Origin of the sequence: Acinetobacter gerneri DSM 14967 = CIP 107464 = MTCC 9824 (assembly GCF_000368565.1) — a bacterium.
Classification (GTDB): Bacteria; Pseudomonadota; Gammaproteobacteria; order Pseudomonadales; family Moraxellaceae; genus Acinetobacter; species Acinetobacter gerneri.
Genome location: NZ_KB849538.1, coordinates 47,575 through 69,862, shown reverse-complemented (window position 1 = coordinate 69,862; position 22,288 = coordinate 47,575). Strand labels below are relative to the sequence as shown.

The following is a 22,288-nucleotide window of genomic DNA, read 5'->3' as shown; positions in this document are numbered from 1 at the left end:
GATGTTCACAAAATTACAGAATATCTATCAGCTCGGCTGTAAAGAGCTTTGGAGTCTCTGGCGTGATCCAATCATGCTAGTGTTAATTATTTACACTTTTACTGTATCAGTTTACACATCATCAACTGCTGTAAAAGAAACATTGAATATGGCGCCGATTGCGATTGTTGATGAGGATCATTCAACTTTGTCTGAACGGATTTCTTCAGCATTTTATCCTCCAAATTTTACCAGTAAAACGACAACGCTGAACACGATGGATGAGGGTATGGATGCAGGTGAGTTTACTTTTGCAGTAAATATTCCAGCCAATTTTCAGCAAGATGTGTTGTCTGGCGAAAGTGCGGAGATTCAAGTCAATGTTGATGCAACCCGTATGACTCAAGCTATGTCGGGTGCAGGCTATATTCAGCAGATGATTCAGTCTGAAGTGAATGAATATGTGCTGCGTAACCGTGAAGTCACTAATCTGCCTATAGATTTGGCGATACGCTCGCGTTTTAATCCAACACTTGAAAAGCAATGGTTTATGAGTGTCATGCAGATTATTAATAACGTGGCAATGCTTTCAATTATTCTGACTGGTGCAGCGCTGATTCGTGAACGTGAGCATGGCACCATTGAACATTTGATGGTAATGCCAGTAACGGTATTTGAAATCATGATGTCCAAAGTCTGGTCAATGAGTCTTGTGGTATTAATCGCTGCATTTGTTGGCTTAAAAGTCGTGGTTCAAGGTGTATTGCATGTACCGATTGACGGCAGTTTGCCGCTATTTTTCTTTGGCGCCTTACTCACACTGTTTGCAACTACTTCGATGGGTATTTATATGGCAACCGTTTCGAAATCCATGCCGCAGTTTGGCTTGCTAATGATGTTGGTACTAATTCCAATGCAAATGTTGTCAGGTGGGTTAACCCCACGTGAAAGCATGCCGGAAATAGTGCAGCAGGTCATGATGATTGCCCCAACTACACACTTCGTCTCTTTGGCTCAGGCCATTTTATACCGTAATGCAGGATTCGATGTGGTGTGGCCATCATTTGTATGGTTGTTAGGTATTGCGTCAGTGTTTTTTTATGTGTCTTGGAAGCGCTTTAAAGACACGATTCATACCATGGCGTAAAGGGTTTCCCTTTTGCAGGCAGATGACTCCCTGAATAGTCTGCCTGCTTTTTTTTTATTCTTTGATAATAATTCAATGGTGCAAGATTTAAATAAATGTCATTGAATAGCATAATTTTTTTGAAATTTATAGGGGAATGTAGTGCTTCAAATTCTCTCTGAACTATGTGGCGGTGTCGGTCTATTTTTAATTGGTATGACGTTACTGACTGATAGCCTTAAAGAAATTGCAGGTCAGACCTTGAAGGAGTTACTGACAAGGTTTACGGCAACGCCGTTTAAAGCCATGCTGTCAGGTTTGGGTATGACATTGCTGGTGCATTCATCTACAGCAACAATTGTCGCCGCCATTGGTTTTGTCGGAGCAGGGGTACTCAGTTTCACGCAAGCCATGAGTGTAGTGATTGGTGCCAATATCGGCACAACCAGTACTGGTTGGATTGTGGCATTTTTGGGCATGAAATTTTCCATTTCCATGTTGGCATTACCGATGATTGCTTTAGGCGCTCTGCTTAAACTCATCGCTAAAGGCCAAATGGCTTTATTGGGCCTTGTGATTGCAGGCTTTGGTCTGATTTTCTTTGGCATTGATGTTTTGCAAAAAGCCATGGCGGGGTTTGCTGTACACTCAGATTTATCCTTTTTTGGTTATGACAGCTTGTGGTCACAATTGGTTTTGGTGCTGATCGGCATCATTATGGCAATGCTGCTGCAGTCCTCTAGTGCATCTATTACAGCGACTATGGCTGCCTTAGTCAGTGGTGCGATTGACTTGCCGCAGGCGCTATATATGGTGATTGGGCAAAATATTGGTGCAGTCAGCATTACCGTGATTTCGGTGATTGGCGCTTCGATCAATGCCAAACGTACAGTTGCTGTGAACGTGATTTTTAATCTCGTGAGTGCGATTGCTGCATTTTTCCTGTTAGCACCGTTTTTTCTTTGGTTGATTAAACACAGTGCATTTTTCAGCAGCATTGATCAAGTGATTATGCTCGCGATGTTTCATACAGCATTCAGTGTGTTGGGGGCATGTATGTTTATGCCAAGTCTGAAATTTTTAGAACAGAAAATTATCCAATGGTTGCCAAGTAATAATCCTGCCATTTTAGACAGTCTGGATGATGGAAGTTTGCAAGTACCTGCCATTGCAGTACAGGCCGCGGAAAAGGCGGTATATTTCAGCATATTTGAGATTTTTAAAATTCTACAAATGGTTTTTCAGACTGGTACATTACCTAGACAGCAACAGTTGAATACGCTGAATGAGATTATTCAGCATATTGAGCAGTATTTAGAAAAAATAGCGATTCCTGAGCATCCTGCGCTCAAACAAAAATTCTTATCATTACTGCGAGTAATGGTCTATGTACGTGTCTTACATAATGATTTAGAGCGTTTAGATAATGCGATATTGCTACGAACACAACCAGCAATTTTTCAGTTAGCACTAGATTATTGCAATATTTTAGAAAGTTACTTTTCAAATATAGAACAGTTAGCAGATCAGTCAGTCATTGAAAGTCTTAGAGCCGATTTAAATCACTTAAAAAAATGGACCAGTAGCCATCGTGCCGAAATGCGCGAAAAAGTCATGGAATATACCGAAGTAAATCAATTAAGCGCGTCCAAAGGGGTGGAATTATTAGCTGCACAGCGTTGGATGGATCGCTTAATTGCACATAGCTATCGTTTCTCTAATGTGATGTATGAGCGTCTTTTAGAGGAGTCTTGATGAATGTGATTCATCGCATTTTTTATCCAGCTGTGCTGAGGCTAAGACATTGAATACTGTATTACTAGATTTATCCTTTCAAGAATTATTGAGAGTCATGGTATCTGCATTAGGCTGCGGTTTATTAATCGGTTTAGAACGAGAAAAGCATAATCGTAAAGAAAGTGAACCCAGTTTTGCCGGACTGCGTTCATTTACCATTTGCGCCTTGCTTGGGGCAGTATGTTTTTTACTACATCTTGCAGTAGGTATCTTAGGTGCATTTTCAGTCACGACTTTTTGTGTTTATAGCCTGATTAAACAAAAACAGGATATTGGTGCGACCACTGAACTGGCATTTTTGATGACCTATTTGATTGGTGCATTATGTGTGTTTAATGTGCCGCTTGCTGCAGGGTTAGCGGTAGTGTTGTGTCTGATTTTAATGGGCAAGCAGTCATTGCATTATTTTGCTGGCAATTGGATTCAGCATTTTGAACTGCGTGACGGTTTGTTTTTACTGGCACTGATTTTAATTGCGTTGCCACTGATGCCGGATCAGGCAATGTGGGGCACAGTACTCAATCCATATGTGATTCTAAAACTGCTGATCATGATTTTAGGCGTACAGTCCTTGGCACATATTGCTAAACGTCTCTTGCCAAACAATAAAGCCTTGATGTTGTCATCTTTGGCATCCGGTTTTGTTTCTAGCACCGCAACTATTGCCAGTTTGGGCATGGAAGTCCGTTCAGGCAAAGCAGAAGCCAAATCTAATGCCGGTGCAGGCTTAATTTCCTGTATTGCGACCCTGTTACAGCTGCTGATTATTGTCGCAGGGATTAATTTTGCTTGGTTTAAGGTTTTATTGTTGCCTTGCAGTATTGGCATTGCAGTGCTTTTGATCATTGCCTTGATGTTAATTCATTCATCCAAAGCGACGATGGGTCAACAGGCTACACCACAAAATGATATTACGCATATGGACAGTCGTATGTTCAGCATTAAGGAAGCCTTGATCATTGTGGTAACACTGACAGTGATTCAAGCAGCGGTATATGGCTTGAATGTAGTGTTGGGTGATAGCGGTTTGATTATTGGGGCATTCTTCGCTTCTTTATTTGAAGTGCATGCCGCCATGGCAACGGTGGTGATGCAAGGAACACCACAGCAGATGACGTTGGTCTACGCTATGATGATTGGTTTGGCTGCACATGCATTTTCTAAAAGCATCAATGCATTTTTAACTGGTGGCGGGAAATATTTTCTATATTTTGCCCCCGCACAAATGCTGCATATGGCGATTTTAATGGCGGTACTTTGGATGGTTATTCAGTAAATTTAGGATTTATTTTCAATATTTTAGAATGGTATTTAAGTTTTTGTTTTGTAATTCTATTTATTTTTAGCCAACTAAAAATGGCATTGCTTTTAAGAAATATGGGTAGTATATGAATTCCGTAGTTACACAAGCCTCCCCCCCGGTATATGGTCAAGTTGAGCGATATATTAATCGCGAGTTGTCAATTTTAGATTTTAATTTACGTGTCTTAGAACAAGCGGTCGATCCTTTAAATCCACTCTTAGAAAAATTGAATTTTTTATTAATTTTTTCTAGAAATTTAGATGAGTTTTTTGAAATTCGTGTTGCAACTATGTTGGAACATTTTGTTCAAGAGCGAGACATACAAACGGCTGATGGTTTATCCCCACAAGAAATTTTACATCAAATTTCGGAGACAGCACATGCTGCGATTGAACGCCAATATCAAATTTTAAATGAGCAAATTTTTCCGCAGTTAAGAGAAGAAGGCATCAGCTTTTTAAGACGTGGAGAGTTAACTCAAGCACAATCTAATTGGGTCAAAAAATATTTTCAGGAACAGGTTGCACCAGCCTTAACACCAATAAGTTTAGATCCTGCGCATCCCTTTCCACGCTTGGTCAACAAATCACTTAATTTCATTGTGACTTTGGAAGGTAAGGATGCCTTTGGCCGTCAGATCGATTTGGCAGTGGTTCCTGCACCACGTTCATTGCCACGTGTGGTGCGTTTGCCAGATGAGTTGACCGAAGGCAAAGAGCATCATGTGATGCTCTCTTCAATTATTCATACTCATGTGTCTGATTTATTTCCGGGAATGACGGCAACGGGTTGCTATCAATTTAGAGTAACCCGAAATGCAGATTTAACGTTAACTGAAGATGTTGAAGACTTAGCGGAAGCCTTAAAAGACGAACTCAGTTCACGCCGTTTTGGTCGGGCAGTACGTTTGGAGGTCAATAAAAATTGTCCAACACATATTTATGAATACTTACTCAAAGAATTCGATTTGGATACGCATCAATTGTATCGTGTCGACGGGCCTGTTAATTTGGCTCGATTGGTCTCGGATTTTAAACGCCCATATTTACGCTATGAGCCACATACTCCTGTGATTCCAAAAATACTGAAAAAATCTGCAAATATTTTCAGTGCGATGCAGAAACAAGATATTTTATTGCATCATCCTTTTGAATCATTTTCCCCTGTAATTCGATTATTACGTGAAGCCGCGCAAGATCCGCATGTTTTGGCCATTAAACAGACCTTATACCGTAGCGGTGCAAATTCAGAAATTGTGCAAATTTTGGCTGAGGCGGCACGAAATGGTAAAGAAGTCACCGCAGTGATTGAATTACGGGCACGGTTTGATGAAGAGTCCAATATCGCTGTTGCCAATGTTTTACAGGAAGCGGGTGCTGTGGTGGTATATGGCATTGTCGGCTATAAAACTCATGCCAAAATGATTTTGGTGGTACGCCGAGAAAATCAAAAACTGGTGCGCTACGCACATTTAGGTACAGGAAATTATCATGCTGGCAATGCCAAAATTTACACTGATTACGGTTTATTAACGACCAATCAAGATTTGTGTGAAGATGTACATCGTATTTTTCAAGAATTAACCGGTATGGGCAAAATGGTGAAGTTAAAGAAACTTCTACATGCACCATTTACTTTGCATAGTCAGTTGATGAATTTTATTGAAAATGAGATTGTGCTTGCGAAAGCAGGGAAACCGGCAAAAATTATCATTAAGGTCAATGCACTAACCGAAGTTCAATTGATTAATAAATTATACGAAGCTTCTCAAGCTGGTGTGAAAATAGAATTAATAATTCGTTCTATTTGTTGTTTACGTCCAGGTCTAGCAGGACTGTCAGAAAATATTCGTGTCCGTTCGATTGTGGGACGTTTCCTTGAACATACTCGTGTCTATTATTTTTACAATAATGGTGATACACGTGTGTATTGTTCTAGTGCTGACTGGATGGAGCGTAATTTATTTAAACGTGTTGAAGTGTGCTTTCCTATTGAAAATACTGGACTCAAAAAAAGAATTTATCAGCAAGGGTTAGAAAATTATTTAATGGATAATCAGCAATCATGGTTATTGCAAAGTGATGGTAGTTGGTGTCGTAACATCTCGACAGAAGATCAAAAGCCTCATAATGCACAACAGATGTTATTAGGTGATATTATTTGATAAAAAAATCCGGTTTTAAATTGGTTAAATCGGATTTTATCAATTTAAGATGCGTAAAAATTTCAAGTTAATAGATCTCTTTCATAAATCAAAAAAGCGATCATCTTTTTGATTAATATTTGTACCCCGGATTTTTTAGCATTAATGCATAATCTGCTGATGAAACACATCGATTCGAAGAAGCTTTCTGAAACACAGTTTAAGCGATATACAGGCATCTCATGGTCAACCTTTTATGTAATGGTGGAACAATTACAGAAGCAGGTTCCTGCTAAAGGTAGACTATCCAAGCTAAGTCTCGAAGACCAGGTTCTTCTGTGTCTGAGCTATTGGCGCTAGTATCGAACTTTATTTCACATTGCAACAAGCTATGGTGTTTCAGAGCCAACAGCTTCGCGAATTGTACGTCATGTGGAAGACTGCTTAATTCAGTCAAACCTGTTCAATTTACCGAAGAATTTACCTGCAGGTGAAGGTATAGACTGGAATGTTGTCATCGTGGATGCCACAGAAATTCCAATACAAAGACCTAAAAAAACAGAAGAAAAGCTATAGCGGCAAGAAAAAGACGCATACCTTTAAAGTACAGGCCATGATTCACTATAAAACTCAGCAAATTCTTAGTTTATGTAGCAGTCCCGGTGCAGTGCATGATTTCGAGTTGCTCAAACGCAATTTAAATCAAATTCCTGAAGGGGCTTTTATCCTTGCAGATAAAGGCTATCAAGGAATTTATGCTGTTTTTACACTAAGAGCCTATTGCCGTTAAAAGCCAAACGGCACTGTAAGTTAGATCCTCAGCTTAAAATGTATAACCAAGAGATTAACAGAAGAAGAATCGGGATTGAGCACGTATTTGGTCGACTTAAGACCTTTAAAATTCTAGCTGACCGTTACCGAAATAGAGGTAAGAGACTCGGTCTGAGATTCAACTTAATCGCTGGAATTTACCATATGGAATTGAGTGAAAAATGACTTATGAAAGAGATCTAATTAAGTAACCTGAATCCTGCTTAAGGAGTTAAGACCATTCATCTTTGAGCTGATCGATCATTTTGATCATAAAAAGCTCTGCAATTTAATCTAATATCTGTAAAAGTTAATCCTAAAATAACGTTTATCTTTTTATTTTTATTTTTATTTTTGAAGAAAAATCCTTATCCGAGATTCAGGTTAAGTATGTTGAATTATTTTATCTAATTTATGGAAAGTCGGTATAAAATGATTAAAAAACTTATTAGTAATATAATTAGACTTAATGGAATTAAGAATTTGTTCGCAGTAAATTTCATCTTTTTTCCTAGAAATTAATATTTTATATATTATAAGTATATTGCATTTTTATAAATATGGTAAACATTATATTAATTTTTAGTTGATTTAAAAAGTGGCTTTAAAGCAACTTTTTTTAAATATAATTATTTTTACAATGGATGATTTAATAGATTTTAGAGTGTAAAACCATATTGGATGGTTTTACACTTTTATTATGATTGCTTCTTTTAAGGAAGAAGCCTGTTGTCTTCCCAATAGCATGGTATCGTAATTAAATTATTCTCGTGTAAGCGTGACCATAATCGGACACCTAAATCCCGCTGCATATTCTGTAATGTGAAATTGGAAATTAGCAGTGTGGACTTCATATTGTCATAACGGCTATACAGAACTTTATGCACCATCTCCAGACGTTTCTCATGCCGGTCATGCAAGCCATATTCATCAATCACCAATAAATCAAAACTGGAGAAATGCTCGATAACTTCCTTTTCAGAGCGTGAAGCATCTGACCAGGTGTCCATCATTTTTTGAGCAATTTCTGCACTGGTATAGTAGCGTGCAGATTTTGTACTGTTATGTAGAATGTTGCGAATGATTGATGCACTCAGATGGGTTTTGCCTGTACCTGGTGTACCAATCATCAACATGTTCGGGTTGTGGTCAGAAATAATCTGCTGTGCAAAGGCCTGACATAGTTTGATGGCATTGTCTTGTGCAGGACAGGCAACTACATAATTCTTGAAGCCACGATCCAGGTAGCGTTTATTGAGCCCTGAGTTTTTGATTTTCTGTTGTAGCAATCGCTGTTGCAGCTCATCTGCATAGGCTGCATGTGAGTGATGGACGGTTTCTTTCGCACACAATTTACAGAGCCTGTGACCGGCAATTTCCATCAGGGGTATATGATGGGTAGGGCAAAGTGTTTCTGTTGTTTCTGCGCGCAACTGGAGCGTTTTAAGCATGGTATTCATGATCCTTCTCCTAAATCCATTTGGAATTTTCTAAAAAAACCTCATTTTTTTCTTCAAAATTTGAAGATGAAGATGAAGATGAAGATGAAGGGCATGGTTCAAGCATGGCTTGAGTAATACTCGGGCTATGCTCATGATTTGCTTGAGTATTTACTTTTTGTTGATTGGCTGATGCTTGAGCATTACTTGCGGATTTTCCCCAACGTGCTTGAGCTGCATTTTTAGCTTTATCAGATTTCATTTGCTGATTTTGCAATGCCTGGCTTTTTAAACTGGTTAAAAAATTTGAATGAATCTGCTCAGATTCAATTTCAAACAATTCCAGGGCCAACAGCGTATTCAACAAGGTTTTAGCCTTGGTATTTTGCGATAATTTTGTGATGCTACATACTGTCGCCAGGTCATGAGGAATAGCACCATTTTTCCAGAAATCCATCATTAACAGCAGTGCCGCACCAATTTGTTCTGCTGTCATTCGTGCAAATTTCGCCTGTAAGTCGCCAATATATAGTGGCATCCAAATTGAAATATCTTTATGCATGTGTTCACCTTTTTATAGGTATAGAGGGGCTAAGGTCATCAAGTAGATGACCTTGTATATTTATTAGATCAGGGAGCCAGGCTCATTAACCGGATGCGGGCCTGTTGGGCTAAATCATCGTAATGGGCTTGTCCATCATCCAGCATTCGCTGTAGCCAAAGTCTCAACGCCTGATGATCATCGAAGCATTTGTTAACTTTGAGTAGAAATGCCAGATTGTGCAGTTTGGGAATGTGTAGCTCATGGATTAATTCACGAGCCACCATATCTGCTTCAGGACTGACGACCACACCACCAAAGAAAGCTTTACTATTCATGTGCAAGCTCCTCTGTATTTAGTTTTTCCAACATGGCTTCAAATGCACTGCCATCACGACGGGTAACATTGGGTATGTAGCGGCTATAGACCCGGAATAGCATTTCAGTCGTTGAATGTCCCAATTGACGTGCGATCCATTCAGGATTTTCTCCTGCCGACAGCCAGAGCGTTGCTGCGGTATGACGTGTTTGATAGGCTCTTCTAGGCTTTAATCCTAGAAATCGCAAGATCGGATGCCAGACACGTTTATTCACCAGACGATAATCGAGAGGTCCACCGTCACGATTACAGAATACAAACTCTGATTTACCATTATTTAAGCTTTTCTGTTGCAGAAAAGCTTGGTAAACCCGGTCATTCATCTGGATCGTGCGGTCAGAGCCATAAGTTTTGGTTCCACCAAGAACACCATTCACTAACGCTTCTCTGATATGGATTTCACGACGCTGTAAGTCGATATTTTTCCATTGCAGACCATCGATTTCACTGGTACGCATACCCGTAAAAAAGCGAATGGTGTAATAGGGGCGGAAGTCTTCACGCACCGTGCTAAGAATTTTATGCACCTCTTCCAGAGAAAAAGGTGTGACTTCAATCTTGCTTTCCTTCAGATTGTTAATATTTTTATAAGGCGATTCAAAGTCGTATCGTTCAGCTGCATCATTGAGTATCATACGTAAAGGCGTCATGATTTGATTAATCCGCGATGCTTTCAGGCTTGTCTGATCTTTTCCGTGAGTCACTTTGGCGAGGGATGCACGGAAGTTCAGCAAGTCTGACTTCTTGATTTTTGAGAGAACCTGATTACCAAAAGCAGGAATCAAATAATTTTTAATAATAATTGAAACCTTGTGTTGATAGGATGTTCTCCATTCAACCTGTTTCTGCTTAAACCACAGCGCAGTAAACTCTTTAAAAAGAGGAACCTTGGTTTGTACAGCGATTTGTTGACTTCTTTTTTCCTTAAATTCATCGACACGTTTACTTTTGGGAAAGTACTTTTCGTATTCAAAAGTTCCCAGTGTGATTTCTGCCTCAAGCTGTTCGAGACGTTTTTTTAAAATGCGACGGTTATAGGCATTGTCTTCAAGATTGGTTGTTTCTCTGCAACGGATGCCCATGTAGCGAAAATCGGCAATCAGTTTGCCACTTCGTTCCCGGATGGTAGCCATCAATTAAACCTCCCAAGCTTTATTGCAGAGCATCCATGCTTAAACCAGTGAATTTAAGCATTTCTGTTTCAATGCGTTCCCAAACAAAAAGAATCTTGCGACCACCAAAAGGACGGATGTAGTGAACCCCTTCAATGAAGATGCTGTCCTTCATTTGGTTACGAATAGTACGAGCGTCGTACTGGATTTTTTCAGCCAGTTGCTGGGCTGTGAGATAGGTATATGACATAATAGAGCCTCATATTTTTTACTAGGTAACTAGGAAAAATTATTCCTAAGACATAAATTATCATATTTTTATGTCTTTGCAAGTACTTTTTATGATTTAACTGGGAAATTTTATGATTATTTCAAACTTGGCAGTTCTATTAGCAGAAAGGAAACTTAAGGTTGCTGATTTGGTGAGAAGTACTGGAATTAATAAATCTACTTTACATAAACTTTATAATGATGAATCTGTACGGATTGATTTTGAGACAATTGATAAAATTTGTATTGCATTAGATGTGGAAGTAGGTGATTTATTGATTTTCAAAAAAAATGATAATAATCAAAATGATAAAGACTAGTTTGGTCACAAATGGTCACATCAAAAAGTGAAATGGTCACAAATCCTTGATCATTTGGTAAAAAGTACATTGTTTGGAAGAGAACAGGTTGCTTTTTTGCCTTCAAAAAAGGCTCTGAAAGTGGTGATCGATTGAGGGCATTTAAGGTCAATTGAGACCATTTTTATTGTCGTGGGCACGCTATGGTCACATCTTGGTCACAAAATACAAATTATCTTAAGAATATTTTTTTATTGAATAGACTAACAAAGACAGGGGAATTTTCAAAAAATATAATAAAATCAACAATAAAAAAGCCCCCATCTTTCGATGAGGGCTTTTTGAATCTGGAGCGGGAAAGGAGACTCGAACTCCCGACCCCAACCTTGGCAAGGTTATGCTCTACCAACTGAGCTATTCCCGCTAAACACCATGAGCAGTTTTTGCTAAAACTTACACTTAAAACAAACCATAATCTGGAGCGGGAAAGGAGACTCGAACTCCCGACCCCAACCTTGGCAAGGTTATGCTCTACCAACTGAGCTATTCCCGCATGCCGCTTATAATACATTAACAAAAATCAGGGTCAACAATTTTTTACAACTAATGTGATTGATTGAATAAAATAAAAACAGATTGCATAGGCCAACTGCTCAAAATAGCCAAAATGTTGATCAAATAGGCAAAGACTCATTAAAAATCATTCAAATAATCAAAGCTATTTGCCATAGCAAAAATAGAAAGCTATGGTTAAGATACTTTTTTCAACACTCAGGGCGGAAATTATGACCTTAGAGCAACAATTGATTGAGCGTTTAAATAGCTTAACGCCAACACATTTAGAAGTGATTAATGAATCTGCAGGTCATGGCGGATATTTCCCTGGAAAAGAATCACATTTTAAAGTGATTATTGTGAGTGAAATCTTTACAGGATTACGTTTAGTACAGCGCCATCAAAAAGTATATGCAGAAGCAGCCGATTTACTCAGTCCGGGTAAAATACATGCGCTCGCAATACATGCCTATATTCCAAGTGAATGGAAAGGTGATGCACCTGCAAGCCCAGAATGTGCTCATGCACCCAAAGCTTAACGGAAATACAGAATGGACCAACATGCGCTATTGATTGGATTGCATATTTTTGCAGTGCTATTACTTTTGATTGTTTTAATTCTGAGAGCAATGACTTTGTTTAAAGGAATTGAAGATGATCAACCTAACCAAAATAAACGAAAACTTTATGTGGCTGTGCAGCATTCTGCTTTAACCATTTTAGTGGTGACTGGCGGGATTTTACTTTATATGAAGCACTTTAAAGTTGAAAATTGGTTTTATGCAAAGATCATTTTATTTCTCGTATTGCTTTCATCGCTAATCAAAGCCTATAAAAAAGATAATAATATTTTAATGGTGCAACGCCGTGCAGGGCTTACGCTCGCCTTTATTGCTTATATTGCCATCATTGGATTGGTGCAGATTAAGCCTGTTTTTGGCTAATTGTTAGACATAATTCACCTCTTTGTAAGCAGTCTAGGTTAAACTGCTTACAAGCCAAAACTGTAATTTTTTGAGGGAATTATGCTTACACGTGTGGTCTTTAACCAAAAGGGTGGAGTAGGAAAATCCAGTATTGCTGTCAATCTAGCGGCAATCAGCGCAAAGCAAAATTTAAAAACATTGCTGATTGATTTAGACCCTCAAGCCAATTCTAGCCAATATATTTTAGGTGAATCGGCAACTTATTCTGCGGATAAAACTGCACTTGAACCCAATATCGAAAACTTTTTCCAAGATGTATTGGGCACGACTCAACAAAAAGGGCTGATTGGAAATGCGCTCGGTTCGATCTTGAAGTCTCGAAATAAAGATTTTAGCCAATATATTCATCAATCAAACTTCAAAAACCTCGATGTATTGCCTGCTAGCCCGACTTTAGGTGCTTTAGAGCATGCCCTAGAAGCCAAACATAAGATTTATAAATTACGTGATTCATTGCAAACATTGATTGGGCAATATGACCGTATTTATATTGATACTCCGCCTGCATTTAACTTTTTTACCTTATCTGCGTTGATTTCGGCTGATCGAGTACTGATTCCGTTTGATTGTGATGTATTTTCTAAACGGGCACTACAAACGCTCATCGAAAATGTCATCGAAACGCAGGATGATCACAATGATCGCTTGGAAATAGAAGGTATCGTGGTCAATCAATTTCAAGCTCAGGCTCGATTGCCACGTGAAGTTGTTCAACAATTGAAAGACGAAGGCCTACCAGTACTCAAGAGCATGTTGCCACCATCTGTTTTGATGAAAGAATCACATCATAAAAATCAACCACTTATTTATTTATCACCAGAACATAAATTGACGCAGAGCTATCAATTATTGTTCAATGAGATAGAGAAACAATAAGTTTGAGTTTGCTATGAAAAAAAATTCTTTAGGCCTTTTGGCAATAAGCGCACTATTACTCAGTGCATGTGCGACAACGGTTAAACCAACTTACGTTTCGCCAACTCAGTATCAAGCATACAATTGTGCCCAATTATCGAGTGAATTTAGCCGTATTCAGCAAATCATTGATAATGGTGTACAACCTGCAAAAAGAACAGGTATGGGCGTTGGTGTTGGCTTAGGCGGTGGTTGGGGACGTGGAGGCTGGGGCTTCGGACCATCAGTCTCTGTCAACATGGGACAATCTTCAAATACTAAAAATACTGAGCTTTCACGTTTATACGGTCAGCAGGATGCGCTTTCACAAGCAGCTCAATTTAAAAACTGCGCTTATGTACCAAAACGACAAGTCGTTACAAAATAAAAAAAGGGCTGATTTTTCAGCCCTTTTTTATACTTTTATTTAATTGAAATTATTTACTGTCTTGAGTCACTTTCTGTTTTTTATTGAAAAATTTATGGCGAATATAACCAATAATGCCCGGCAATACACTTAAAATAATGATACCGAAAATCAAATGTGTGAAGTTATCTTTAATCACTGGTAAATTACCAAATAAATAACCAATGGTGACAAATGAACCCACCCAAAGTGCCGCACCGACCATATTAAAAATAAGGAAGTTGCGATAATGCATTTCTCCTGCACCTGCTACAAATGGCGCAAAGGTACGGATAAACGGTAAAAATCTCGCAATAATAATCGTTTTACCGCCATGTTTTTCAAAAAAATAATGCGTTTTCATCAAATGTTCTTTATTGATAAAACGATTGTGCATTTCAAAAACACGTGGACCAATAAATTTGCCAATATGATAATTGAGCGTGTCACCTAAGACAGCAGCCACAAATAGGATAAAGCCAAGTAACCACGGATTCATTGCGCCAGTAGAAGCAGCCAAAGCACCTGCGGCAAAGAGTAGGCTATCACCCGGTAAAAAGGGCATGACCACTAAACCAGTTTCAACAAAAATAATCAGGAATAATATTCCGTAAATCCACGTGCCATAATTTGTAATAAATTCAGAAAGATGTTGGTCTACGTGTAATATAAAATCAAACAAGTTCATGGTATGAAAGTAGCGCAAAAGTGTGCCTAAATCCTAGCAGTCAAATCTACTAAAGTCAGTATCAAATATCAAAAAAATACAACAATTATCATTCTATTTTTGCAACAACAAGTCTTTTTTATAGGGCTGTATCTCATAAATGAATTTCTTATTATGTGCTCATCGATTAAGCAAAATTCAAATATAGGTCAGAAAATGTTTAACCCAAATGTTCTAGTAAAAAATGCAGTTCAACAACCAACAGTAAACGCAGTCATCACCCTGATTGCCCGTATCTTAATGGCATATATTTTCCTCGTTGCAGGTTGGGGAAAAATCACAGCTTATGCCGCAACGACTCAATATATGGAATCGATGGGTGTTCCTGCTGCCTTATTACCTGTCACTATTTTAGTTGAATTTGGTGGTGGTTTAGCCTTGTTATTTGGTTTCCAAGCTCGCTTTGCAGCACTCGGCTTAGGTGTATTTAGTATTATCACTGCCTTTATTTTCCATCATGGTGCTGAAGATGCGATCAATTTCATGAAAAACTTTGCAATGGCTGGTGGTTTCTTCTTCCTTATGTTGCAAGGTGCGGGTAAATTGAGTCTTGATCATTTTATTGAAAAATAAGGTTTTAAAAACAGTTTTGAAGCCGTTTTGAAATAAGAGATTGAAATATTACATTTAAAATAATTTGCCTTATTACTCAAAAAATAACATGAAAATTAAGCGCTTTCGGGCGCTTTTTTTATGCATTTTTTTATTTAAAATTTATCCTAAAGTGCGGATCGTTAAACGTGTACGAAAGATATGCGTAAAGTGAATAAAAATGCTAGAATACAGCGCTTATTTCCGATCCCTGCATAGTTGTTTGTCATGACTACCAATACTCAAATTACCCAAGACCGTATCTTGATCTTGGATTTCGGTTCTCAATATAGTCAGCTGATTGCGCGTCGTGTACGTGAAGCTGGTGTCTATTCTGAAATGTATGCCTTTGATATGTCTGAAGAAGACATTCGTGCATTTAACCCGAACGGTATTATCTTATCAGGTGGACCAGAAAGTGTTCATGAAGAAGGTAGTCCTCGCGCGCCAGAAGTTGTATTTAACTTAGGTGTGCCAGTATTGGGTATTTGCTATGGTTTGCAAACCATGTCAGAACAATTGGGCGGTAAAGTAGAAGCAGGCACTGTTCACGAATTTGGTTATGCTGAAGTTGATATTCAAGCACGTGATCAATTGATCGGTGATTTGGACGATGGCAACAATCAACTGAAAGTTTGGATGAGCCATGGTGATAAAGTCGCACAAGTTCCTGCTGGCTTTAAAGTGACTGCAAGTACGCCAAGTTGTCCATTTGCTGCAGTTTCTGATGAAACTCGTCGTTTTTATGGGGTTCAATTCCACCCTGAAGTGACTCATACAGCGCAAGGTGAACAACTTCTTTCAAACTTTGTTCACAAAATTTGTGGTTGTGGTGGTCTTTGGAATTCTGAAAATATCATCGAGCTTCGCGTACAACAATTACGTGAACAAATCGGCGATGAAAAAGTTCTTTTAGGTCTTTCAGGTGGTGTGGATTCATCTGTAGTGGCTGCACTTTTACACCGTGCGATTGGCGATCAATTGACATGTGTATTTGTAGATAATGGTTTGCTTCGTTTGAACGAAGGCGAGCAAGTGATGGACATGTTTGCTAAAAACATGGGTATTCGCGTGATTCGTGCTGATGCAGAAGAGCGTTTCTTGACTGCGCTTGCTGGTGAAGTTGATCCTGAGAAAAAACGTAAAATCATCGGTCGTGAGTTTATCGAAGTATTTGCTGAAGAAGCACGTAAACTTGATGGCGTGAAATTTTTAGCTCAAGGTACGATTTATCCTGACGTGATCGAATCTGCTGCAAGCAAACAAGGTAAAGCTCATGTGATCAAATCGCATCACAATGTGGGCGGTTTACCAGAAGATTTGGCTTTTGAATTGGTTGAGCCAATCCGTGATTTATTTAAAGATGAAGTACGTCGTCTAGGTACAACTTTAGGTTTACCGCATGAAATGCTTTATCGCCATCCATTCCCAGGTCCAGGTTTGGGCGTGCGTATCTTGGGTGCAGTGAAAAAAGAATATGCTGATATTCTTCGTCTTGCTGATGACATCTTTATGCAAGAGCTTCGTGCAAGTGGTTGGTATGACAAAACAGCTCAAGCCTTTGCTGTATTCCAACCTGTGAAATCTGTTGGTGTTGTTGGTGATGGTCGTCGTTATGCATGGGTAATTGCGCTTCGTGCAGTAGAGACTGTTGACTTTATGACAGCACGTTTCGCTCATCTTCCTTATGATCTTGTTGATAAAATCTCAACACGTATCATGAATGAAATCAAAGATGTTTCTCGTGTGGTTTATGATGTTTCATCTAAACCACCAGCTACGATTGAATGGGAGTAAAATCGGGCTTTCAAAATGCAACGCATTTTGCCGATTTTACGCCAAGAGCTATGCTCGCGGCAGTGAAAAAAATAATGTTTAAAAGAGCGCTAAGGCGCTCTTTTTTTGTATATAATTTATTAAAATATTTTCAAAAACTCCTATGACTTTACCAACATATGATCAATTGATGTTGCCGTTGATGAAATTATTATCTGAGCAACAGAAAGCTATTAAAATTTCAGTTGTTGCAGAAATGTTGGCATTAAGATCAGGATTAACGGAAGAAGAACTTTCTACGACATTACCTAGTGGTAAAAATATTTTTAGAGATAGGGTATCTTGGGCAAAAACATATTTAGTCAAAGCAGGTTTAGTTAATCAACCTCAAAGAGCATTCTGTGAATTAAGTCAATTAGGTAGAAATATTGATTTATCTAAACTTAATTCGATCACTAATGAATATTTAATGGATTTTGAAGGTTTTTCTGATTTTAAATTAGGTAATTCTGAAAATTTGAAGACAGATAATTTACATGAGCAAATCAAAAGTATTGAAAAGACTCAAACACCTGAAGAAATTATAGATAAAACATCAAATATACTGATTTCCTCATTAAAACCAGAACTTTTGAATTTAATAAAAAATAACTCGCCTCAGTTTTTTGAGAAGCTTGTGGTAGATTTATTGGTTGCTATGGGCTATGGCGGGTCTCATCAAGATGCGGCTAAAGCTATTGGAAAAACAAATGATGGCGGGATCGATGGTATCATTAGTGAAGACCGCTTGGGATTAGATAAAATTTATATTCAAGCAAAACGTTGGGAAAATATAGTACATAGACCTGAAATACATAAATTTTTAGGAGCTTTGACTGATAAAAAGGCAAAAAAGGGAGTCTTTATTACTACATCTGATTTTAGTAGTGGTGCAAAAGAAACTGCCAAAAATTCAGATATTGTTTTGATTAATGGTGAGCTACTAACAACTCTGATGATAGAATTTGGATTAGGTGTTCAAATTGAAAGAAGCTTTCATATTTATAGAATAGATCAAGATCGATTTGATGAAGAAAGCTTTTAAGGACGCATCAGCGTCCTTTTTTATATCTTGTCTTACTTAAGATACATCTCAAAATATTTAAATCCTAAATTTTCAATATCTTAAAAAATATTGTTATATCTTAACTCGACAAAAGATATATTAAGATATATCTTAATAAGCATAAATTAATCGATATAAGCGAGATGAGTATGCGATTACAACGAAAATTGCATTCACGAGCGGATTTTGAACGAGGAGACAGTTTTGCAGAACGACCACATAGTGGGCGACGAGGCAGACTGTTTGAATCGGGTCGAATGAAAGGTTTGGTCCTTTATCTGATCAATCAATCACCGAAACATGGTTATGAAATCATTAAAGAAATCAGTGAATTGGTTGGCGGTGGCTATACACCAAGTGCAGGAACAATCTATCCGACTTTAAGCTTTTTGGAAGATATGGGGCTGATTGCTACAGAAAATAGCGGAGCCGATCGCAAGCAATATCACATTACAGAAGCTGGAAAATTACGCCTTCAAGAACGTGGAGATATGATCAAACAGCTCCTTGAAAAGCTTGAAACAAAACGTGAAATTCAAAGTAATGACAAGTTCTTAGACATCCATCGAGCTATGGAAAATCTAAAAACAGCGTTACGTTTACAATTAGGTTCGAAGGAACTGGATGCGGAAAAAATCCGAAAAATTGCTGAAAATATTGATCAAGCTGCAGTAGAAATTGGGCGTTTATGATGCCACTAAATGTGCTTTGTAAGGGTGGAAGATGACGATCGAAATACAACACAAACTGCGCCGTGTGGGACTAAAAGTTACTCAGGCACGAGTTCTGGTCATGAAAATTTTATCTGAACAACGTCAGCAAATGTCGGTAAAGCAGATCTATCAACAGCTCTACCAAGAAGACAATAAAATCAGTTTGGCTACTGTATATCGTGTGATTAATGATTTAGAAATCACGGGAATGATCTCACAAGATCCATTTGCCCGAGGAGAATCAAAATACACTTTGCCAGTCCAACACCAGATCAAGACTTTAGAGTTGAAGTGTGCAGATTTATCCTGTGTTGATCACCAATCCCTGATTTTGTCTTTACAAAAAGTTTTTAAACAATTCAATGCAGATTTACTCGACATCGAGTTCAAATCGAACTAAGAGAATGACTATGAAACAACATAAATATCACGTGACTGTACAACATTTAGAAGATGCAAAAGGACAGCCATCGACGTATAGCGACAACTTAGACTTTGATGTTGGCAATCATGATGACATTTTTAAGATCGTTGAACGTCTTCAAGCGGCAAAGTTCTTTGATGAGGAAACGACCAAAGCATTTGCAGTCGGTTTAAAGCTCTTTAGTGAAGTCATGTTAGAAAATCGTGAGCATGTTTTATTTCAAGATTTTCATCCCGCATTTTTACAATTTATGAAAAATCTAAAACAGCACGCCAAAAATCAATGATCCTATTTTTAAATGATGAGAAATGTTAAGAATGTCGAAAAATGCGCATAAGTTACTCGGTGTGATTCCAAAATTACCTGCAAAAACATTGCCATGGATCATGCCCTTGTTTTTATCGGGTTTGATGAGCGCAACGATTTCGATGATTAATTTGTGGAAAAATTTAGGCTGGAGTGAAGATTTTTTTGCAAAATGGTTTTCGATTTGGCTGTTTTCTTGGTTAATTGCCTATCCAACGGTTTTAATCTTTTTGCCCGTTGTCCGTAAAATTTGTGTGCTTCTCGTCGCTCCACCAGCATCAAAACAAGGCTAGTCTTATTATGTAGATCTGCATTTTGTTTGATCTGCATTTTTTTATTATTTGAATATTTAATTTTAGAAAAATCATTGTTTACAACAAAAACAAAACTCCTATTGTCCTATATATATGATTCAGCGTATTAAGTTATATGTATGTCTTAGCGTGTTTATCTATTAGGATAATTCACATGATAAATGATGAAAAATAAACGTCATTTGGCAACGTAAAATTCAGGATAAAAACATGACAAATACCAACTATACTGAAATTTCCGACTCAGATGATTGCGAAAAATACGTCAATCAATATATTCAGGATTTTGAAATCCGATCTGCGGAAATAGGCAAAGGCACAGTCATTAAACGCGCATTACCGAGTCGTCATAAACGAATGATTGGCGCATGGTGTTTCTTGGATCATGCAGGTCCTGTGACATTCCCTCAAGGGGATGGTTTGGACGTTGGTCCGCATCCACATATGGGTTTGCAGACATTTACATGGATGATCGAAGGGACCATGATGCATACGGATAGCATTGGTTCTAAACAACTTATTCGTCCGAAGCAAGTCAATTTGATGACGGCAGGCTATGGCATTTCGCATACCGAGGTTGCGCCTGAAAGCGAAACACATATGCATGCTGCACAGCTTTGGATTGCTTTGCCTGATGAAAAAAGAAATATGGCACCACAGTTTGATCATTACCCAGAATTGCCTGTGGTTGAGCAGGATCAAATTGAATTTACCGTCCTCGTCGGCGAGTTTATGAAAACCCAATCGCCAGTCAAGGTACACACTGAGTTGTTGGGTGTGGACTTGATCGCCAAGGAATCTACTCGCACAAAATTGCAGTTAAATCCAAGATATGAATACGGTTTCTTGGCTTTGGAAGGTACAGCAACAGTCAATGGACATGAATTGACTGATGAAAATATGGTGGTCCTCGAGCCGGGAATTTCTGAGTTAAATATCGAATTACATCAAGGTAGCCGTTTATTGCTCATCGGTGGTGTGCCTTTTGAAACACCGATTTTACTATGGTGGAATCTGGTGGGTCGTGAGCAAGAAGAATTACGTCATGCACGTGAACAGTGGATCAATAAAGATGCACGTTTTGGTTCAATTCCTGATTACGATGGACCAAGACTTGAAGCACCTACTTTCCCTGACAGTATGCGTCCATCAAAATAAGGAGAATATTCATGGGAATAGTTGCAAGTTCAACGGCAAAATCTACCGCTCAGGAATGGAAAGGTGAAATCACTTCAGGACAACATCATATGTTGACTGATGAACCTGAAAGTCTTGGAGGGCAAGATGCAGGTCCTGCGCCGTATGGCTTTATTACAGCGGGTTTAGCCTCTTGTACAATGATCACATTGCGGATGTATGCCAAGCATAAAGGCTTTGATATTGGTGAATTTTCAGTATCTGCAGAGTTCCATGCAAATAAAGAAGGTACAGAATGGATCGAGCGTCGTCTGCATTTTAGTACTCCACCAAGTGAAGAAATTCAGCAAAAATTACTGGAAATCAGTGGTAAAACACCCGTGACCAAGACCTTGCTAAGAAGCTTGGAAATTCACACTCAAATCGCTTAATCGCAGTAAATGGCATTTTTTAGGAAATGCCATTTTTTATCTGAGCATAAAATAGGACGATATTGATGATTACATTACACCATTTGCAACATTCTAGATCGATGCGGATCATTTGGGCACTAGAAGAGTTGGGTGTGGATTATGAGATTAAATATTATAAAAGAACTGAAACCTATGCAGCTCCGCCAGAGTTAAAAGCCATACATCCGCTAGGTAAAGCACCGATTTTGACGGATGGTGAGTTAACGTTGGCTGAATCTGCAGTTATTTTAGAATATCTACAAGAAAAATATGACCTTAATCAAAAATTTAAACAACAAAATACAGTGGATCGTATGCAATACCGTTATTGGATGCATTATGCAGAAGCTTCGCTGATGCCCTTATTGGTGATGAATTTGGTCATGAGCAATGTCCCTAAACATGTTCCTTTTCTCATAAAACCTGTTGCAAAGAAAATTGTAGAAGGGGTCAAAGGTGGCTTTATCAATCCACGTTTAAAGGATCATATTGCCTTTATTGAACAATATTTATCTGAGCATGATTATTTTGCAGGTGATTTTTCCTTTGCAGACATTCAGATGAGTTTTCCAGTAATTGCGATGCGAGAACGCGTACAGGAGAAATGTCCGAACATGCTGAGTTATATTGAAAGAATCCAGCATCGTCCTGCTTTTATACGCGCACAGGAAAAAGCAGATTTTTAAATACCGTACTTTGACAAT

27 protein-coding genes, 2 tRNA genes and 1 pseudogene are annotated in these 22,288 nt (G+C 38.4%); 22 read left to right on the top strand and 8 right to left on the bottom strand.

Annotated features, from left to right (window positions below; translation table 11 throughout):
• Position 1 precedes the first annotated feature (1 nt).
• The 7 genes and pseudogenes from F960_RS03795 (at position 2) to F960_RS23090 (ending at position 7,344) form a co-directional block, all read left to right on the top strand.
• The gene (locus F960_RS03795) at positions 2–1,126 is read left to right on the top strand and encodes an ABC transporter permease (protein WP_004858394.1); all 1,125 of its coding nucleotides are present in this window, start codon (positions 2–4) and stop codon (positions 1,124–1,126) included.
• 141 nt (positions 1,127–1,267) lie between these two features.
• Complete coding sequence (locus F960_RS03790; RefSeq protein ID WP_004858390.1) at positions 1,268–2,860, top strand: Na/Pi cotransporter family protein; 1,593 nt, start codon at positions 1,268–1,270, stop codon at positions 2,858–2,860.
• A gap of 49 nt (positions 2,861–2,909) precedes the next feature.
• A complete protein-coding gene (locus F960_RS03785) occupies positions 2,910–4,178 on the top strand; it encodes an MgtC/SapB family protein (RefSeq protein WP_004858387.1) in 1,269 nt (422 codons plus the stop codon).
• A gap of 112 nt (positions 4,179–4,290) precedes the next feature.
• The gene (gene ppk1, locus F960_RS03780) at positions 4,291–6,369 is read left to right on the top strand and encodes a polyphosphate kinase 1 (RefSeq protein WP_004858386.1); all 2,079 of its coding nucleotides are present in this window, start codon (positions 4,291–4,293) and stop codon (positions 6,367–6,369) included.
• 351 nt (positions 6,370–6,720) lie between these two features.
• Positions 6,721–6,924 (top strand): annotated as a pseudogene (locus tag F960_RS22225) (transposase family protein); the annotation flags it as partial.
• A complete protein-coding gene (locus F960_RS23095; protein WP_004858381.1) occupies positions 6,857–7,138 on the top strand; it encodes a transposase in 282 nt (93 codons plus the stop codon). The pseudogene F960_RS22225 and the gene F960_RS23095, both read left to right, overlap by 68 nt.
• A 38-nt stretch (positions 7,139–7,176) precedes the next feature.
• Positions 7,177–7,344 carry a transposase gene (locus F960_RS23090; protein WP_252149998.1) on the top strand — a complete coding sequence of 56 codons (168 nt, stop codon included), beginning with the start codon at positions 7,177–7,179 and terminating at the stop codon, positions 7,342–7,344.
• Between the two features lie 527 nt (positions 7,345–7,871).
• Here the strand turns inward: F960_RS23090 and F960_RS03765 are convergent.
• From F960_RS03765 to F960_RS03745, 5 genes are all read right to left on the bottom strand, one after another.
• The gene (locus F960_RS03765; RefSeq protein ID WP_004858377.1) at positions 7,872–8,618 is read right to left on the bottom strand and encodes an ATP-binding protein; all 747 of its coding nucleotides are present in this window, start codon (positions 8,616–8,618) and stop codon (positions 7,872–7,874) included.
• Between the two features lie 10 nt (positions 8,619–8,628).
• Entirely contained in the window at positions 8,629–9,159 is a 531-nt protein-coding gene (locus F960_RS03760) for a DUF1376 domain-containing protein (RefSeq protein WP_004858374.1), read from the bottom strand.
• Positions 9,160–9,227: 68 nt separating this feature from the next.
• Positions 9,228–9,476: a hypothetical protein gene (locus F960_RS03755; RefSeq protein WP_004858371.1), complete on the bottom strand. Its 249-nt coding sequence runs from the start codon at positions 9,474–9,476 to the stop codon at positions 9,228–9,230.
• On the bottom strand, positions 9,469–10,650 hold the full coding sequence (locus tag F960_RS03750; RefSeq protein WP_004858369.1) for a site-specific integrase: 1,182 nt from the start codon (positions 10,648–10,650) through the stop codon (positions 9,469–9,471). Before F960_RS03750 ends, F960_RS03755 begins: the two co-directional genes overlap by 8 nt.
• Before the next feature lie 19 nt (positions 10,651–10,669).
• Positions 10,670–10,879 carry a hypothetical protein gene (locus F960_RS03745; protein WP_004858367.1) on the bottom strand — a complete coding sequence of 70 codons (210 nt, stop codon included), beginning with the start codon at positions 10,877–10,879 and terminating at the stop codon, positions 10,670–10,672.
• Positions 10,880–10,991: 112 nt separating this feature from the next.
• On the opposite strand from F960_RS03745, the gene F960_RS03740 reads away from it, so the two are divergent.
• Positions 10,992–11,219: a helix-turn-helix domain-containing protein gene (locus F960_RS03740; RefSeq protein WP_004858363.1), complete on the top strand. Its 228-nt coding sequence runs from the start codon at positions 10,992–10,994 to the stop codon at positions 11,217–11,219.
• Between the two features lie 327 nt (positions 11,220–11,546).
• On the opposite strand, the gene F960_RS03735 is transcribed toward F960_RS03740, so the two are convergent.
• Positions 11,547–11,622 (bottom strand) — tRNA-Gly (locus F960_RS03735).
• A 53-nt stretch (positions 11,623–11,675) separates the two neighbouring features.
• Positions 11,676–11,751, bottom strand: a tRNA-Gly gene (locus F960_RS03730).
• Positions 11,752–11,983: 232 nt separating this feature from the next.
• On the opposite strand from F960_RS03730, the gene F960_RS03725 reads away from it, so the two are divergent.
• From F960_RS03725 to F960_RS03710, 4 genes are all read left to right on the top strand, one after another.
• Positions 11,984–12,292 (top strand): BolA family protein, encoded by a 309-nt coding sequence (locus F960_RS03725; protein WP_004858360.1) that lies wholly within the window; start codon positions 11,984–11,986, stop codon positions 12,290–12,292.
• A 12-nt stretch (positions 12,293–12,304) separates the two neighbouring features.
• Positions 12,305–12,697: a SirB2 family protein gene (locus tag F960_RS03720; RefSeq protein WP_004858357.1), complete on the top strand. Its 393-nt coding sequence runs from the start codon at positions 12,305–12,307 to the stop codon at positions 12,695–12,697.
• Positions 12,698–12,778: 81 nt separating this feature from the next.
• Positions 12,779–13,615, top strand: a complete 837-nt coding sequence (locus F960_RS03715) for a ParA family protein (RefSeq protein WP_004858355.1) — start codon at positions 12,779–12,781, stop codon at positions 13,613–13,615.
• A gap of 13 nt (positions 13,616–13,628) precedes the next feature.
• On the top strand, positions 13,629–14,021 hold the full coding sequence (locus tag F960_RS03710) for a hypothetical protein (RefSeq protein ID WP_004858352.1): 393 nt from the start codon (positions 13,629–13,631) through the stop codon (positions 14,019–14,021).
• A gap of 49 nt (positions 14,022–14,070) precedes the next feature.
• Here F960_RS03710 and F960_RS03705 read toward each other — a convergent pair whose 3' ends face one another.
• The gene (locus F960_RS03705; protein WP_004858350.1) at positions 14,071–14,727 is read right to left on the bottom strand and encodes a DedA family protein; all 657 of its coding nucleotides are present in this window, start codon (positions 14,725–14,727) and stop codon (positions 14,071–14,073) included.
• Between the two features lie 195 nt (positions 14,728–14,922).
• Between F960_RS03705 and F960_RS03700 the strand changes: the two genes are divergently transcribed.
• The 10 genes from F960_RS03700 to F960_RS03655 all read left to right on the top strand — a co-directional run bounded on the left by F960_RS03700 (position 14,923) and on the right by F960_RS03655 (position 22,270).
• The gene (locus tag F960_RS03700; RefSeq protein WP_004858347.1) at positions 14,923–15,339 is read left to right on the top strand and encodes a DoxX family protein; all 417 of its coding nucleotides are present in this window, start codon (positions 14,923–14,925) and stop codon (positions 15,337–15,339) included.
• 246 nt (positions 15,340–15,585) lie between these two features.
• A complete protein-coding gene (guaA, locus tag F960_RS03695) occupies positions 15,586–17,154 on the top strand; it encodes a glutamine-hydrolyzing GMP synthase (RefSeq protein WP_004858344.1) in 1,569 nt (522 codons plus the stop codon).
• Positions 17,155–17,296: 142 nt separating this feature from the next.
• On the top strand, positions 17,297–18,217 hold the full coding sequence (locus F960_RS03690) for a restriction endonuclease (RefSeq protein WP_004858340.1): 921 nt from the start codon (positions 17,297–17,299) through the stop codon (positions 18,215–18,217).
• A gap of 170 nt (positions 18,218–18,387) precedes the next feature.
• Positions 18,388–18,930 carry a PadR family transcriptional regulator gene (locus tag F960_RS03685; protein ID WP_004858337.1) on the top strand — a complete coding sequence of 181 codons (543 nt, stop codon included), beginning with the start codon at positions 18,388–18,390 and terminating at the stop codon, positions 18,928–18,930.
• Positions 18,931–18,961: 31 nt separating this feature from the next.
• On the top strand, positions 18,962–19,351 hold the full coding sequence (locus F960_RS03680) for a Fur family transcriptional regulator (RefSeq protein WP_004858335.1): 390 nt from the start codon (positions 18,962–18,964) through the stop codon (positions 19,349–19,351).
• A 10-nt stretch (positions 19,352–19,361) separates the two neighbouring features.
• The gene (locus F960_RS03675) at positions 19,362–19,661 is read left to right on the top strand and encodes a DUF3861 domain-containing protein (protein ID WP_004858332.1); all 300 of its coding nucleotides are present in this window, start codon (positions 19,362–19,364) and stop codon (positions 19,659–19,661) included.
• 31 nt (positions 19,662–19,692) lie between these two features.
• Complete coding sequence (locus tag F960_RS03670) at positions 19,693–19,974, top strand: DUF2798 domain-containing protein (protein ID WP_004858329.1); 282 nt, start codon at positions 19,693–19,695, stop codon at positions 19,972–19,974.
• A 231-nt stretch (positions 19,975–20,205) separates the two neighbouring features.
• Positions 20,206–21,153: a pirin family protein gene (locus F960_RS03665; protein ID WP_004858328.1), complete on the top strand. Its 948-nt coding sequence runs from the start codon at positions 20,206–20,208 to the stop codon at positions 21,151–21,153.
• 11 nt (positions 21,154–21,164) lie between these two features.
• A complete protein-coding gene (locus F960_RS03660) occupies positions 21,165–21,563 on the top strand; it encodes an OsmC family protein (RefSeq protein ID WP_004858323.1) in 399 nt (132 codons plus the stop codon).
• 65 nt (positions 21,564–21,628) lie between these two features.
• A complete protein-coding gene (locus F960_RS03655; protein ID WP_004858319.1) occupies positions 21,629–22,270 on the top strand; it encodes a glutathione S-transferase in 642 nt (213 codons plus the stop codon).
• The last annotated feature ends 18 nt before the right edge of the window (positions 22,271–22,288 follow it).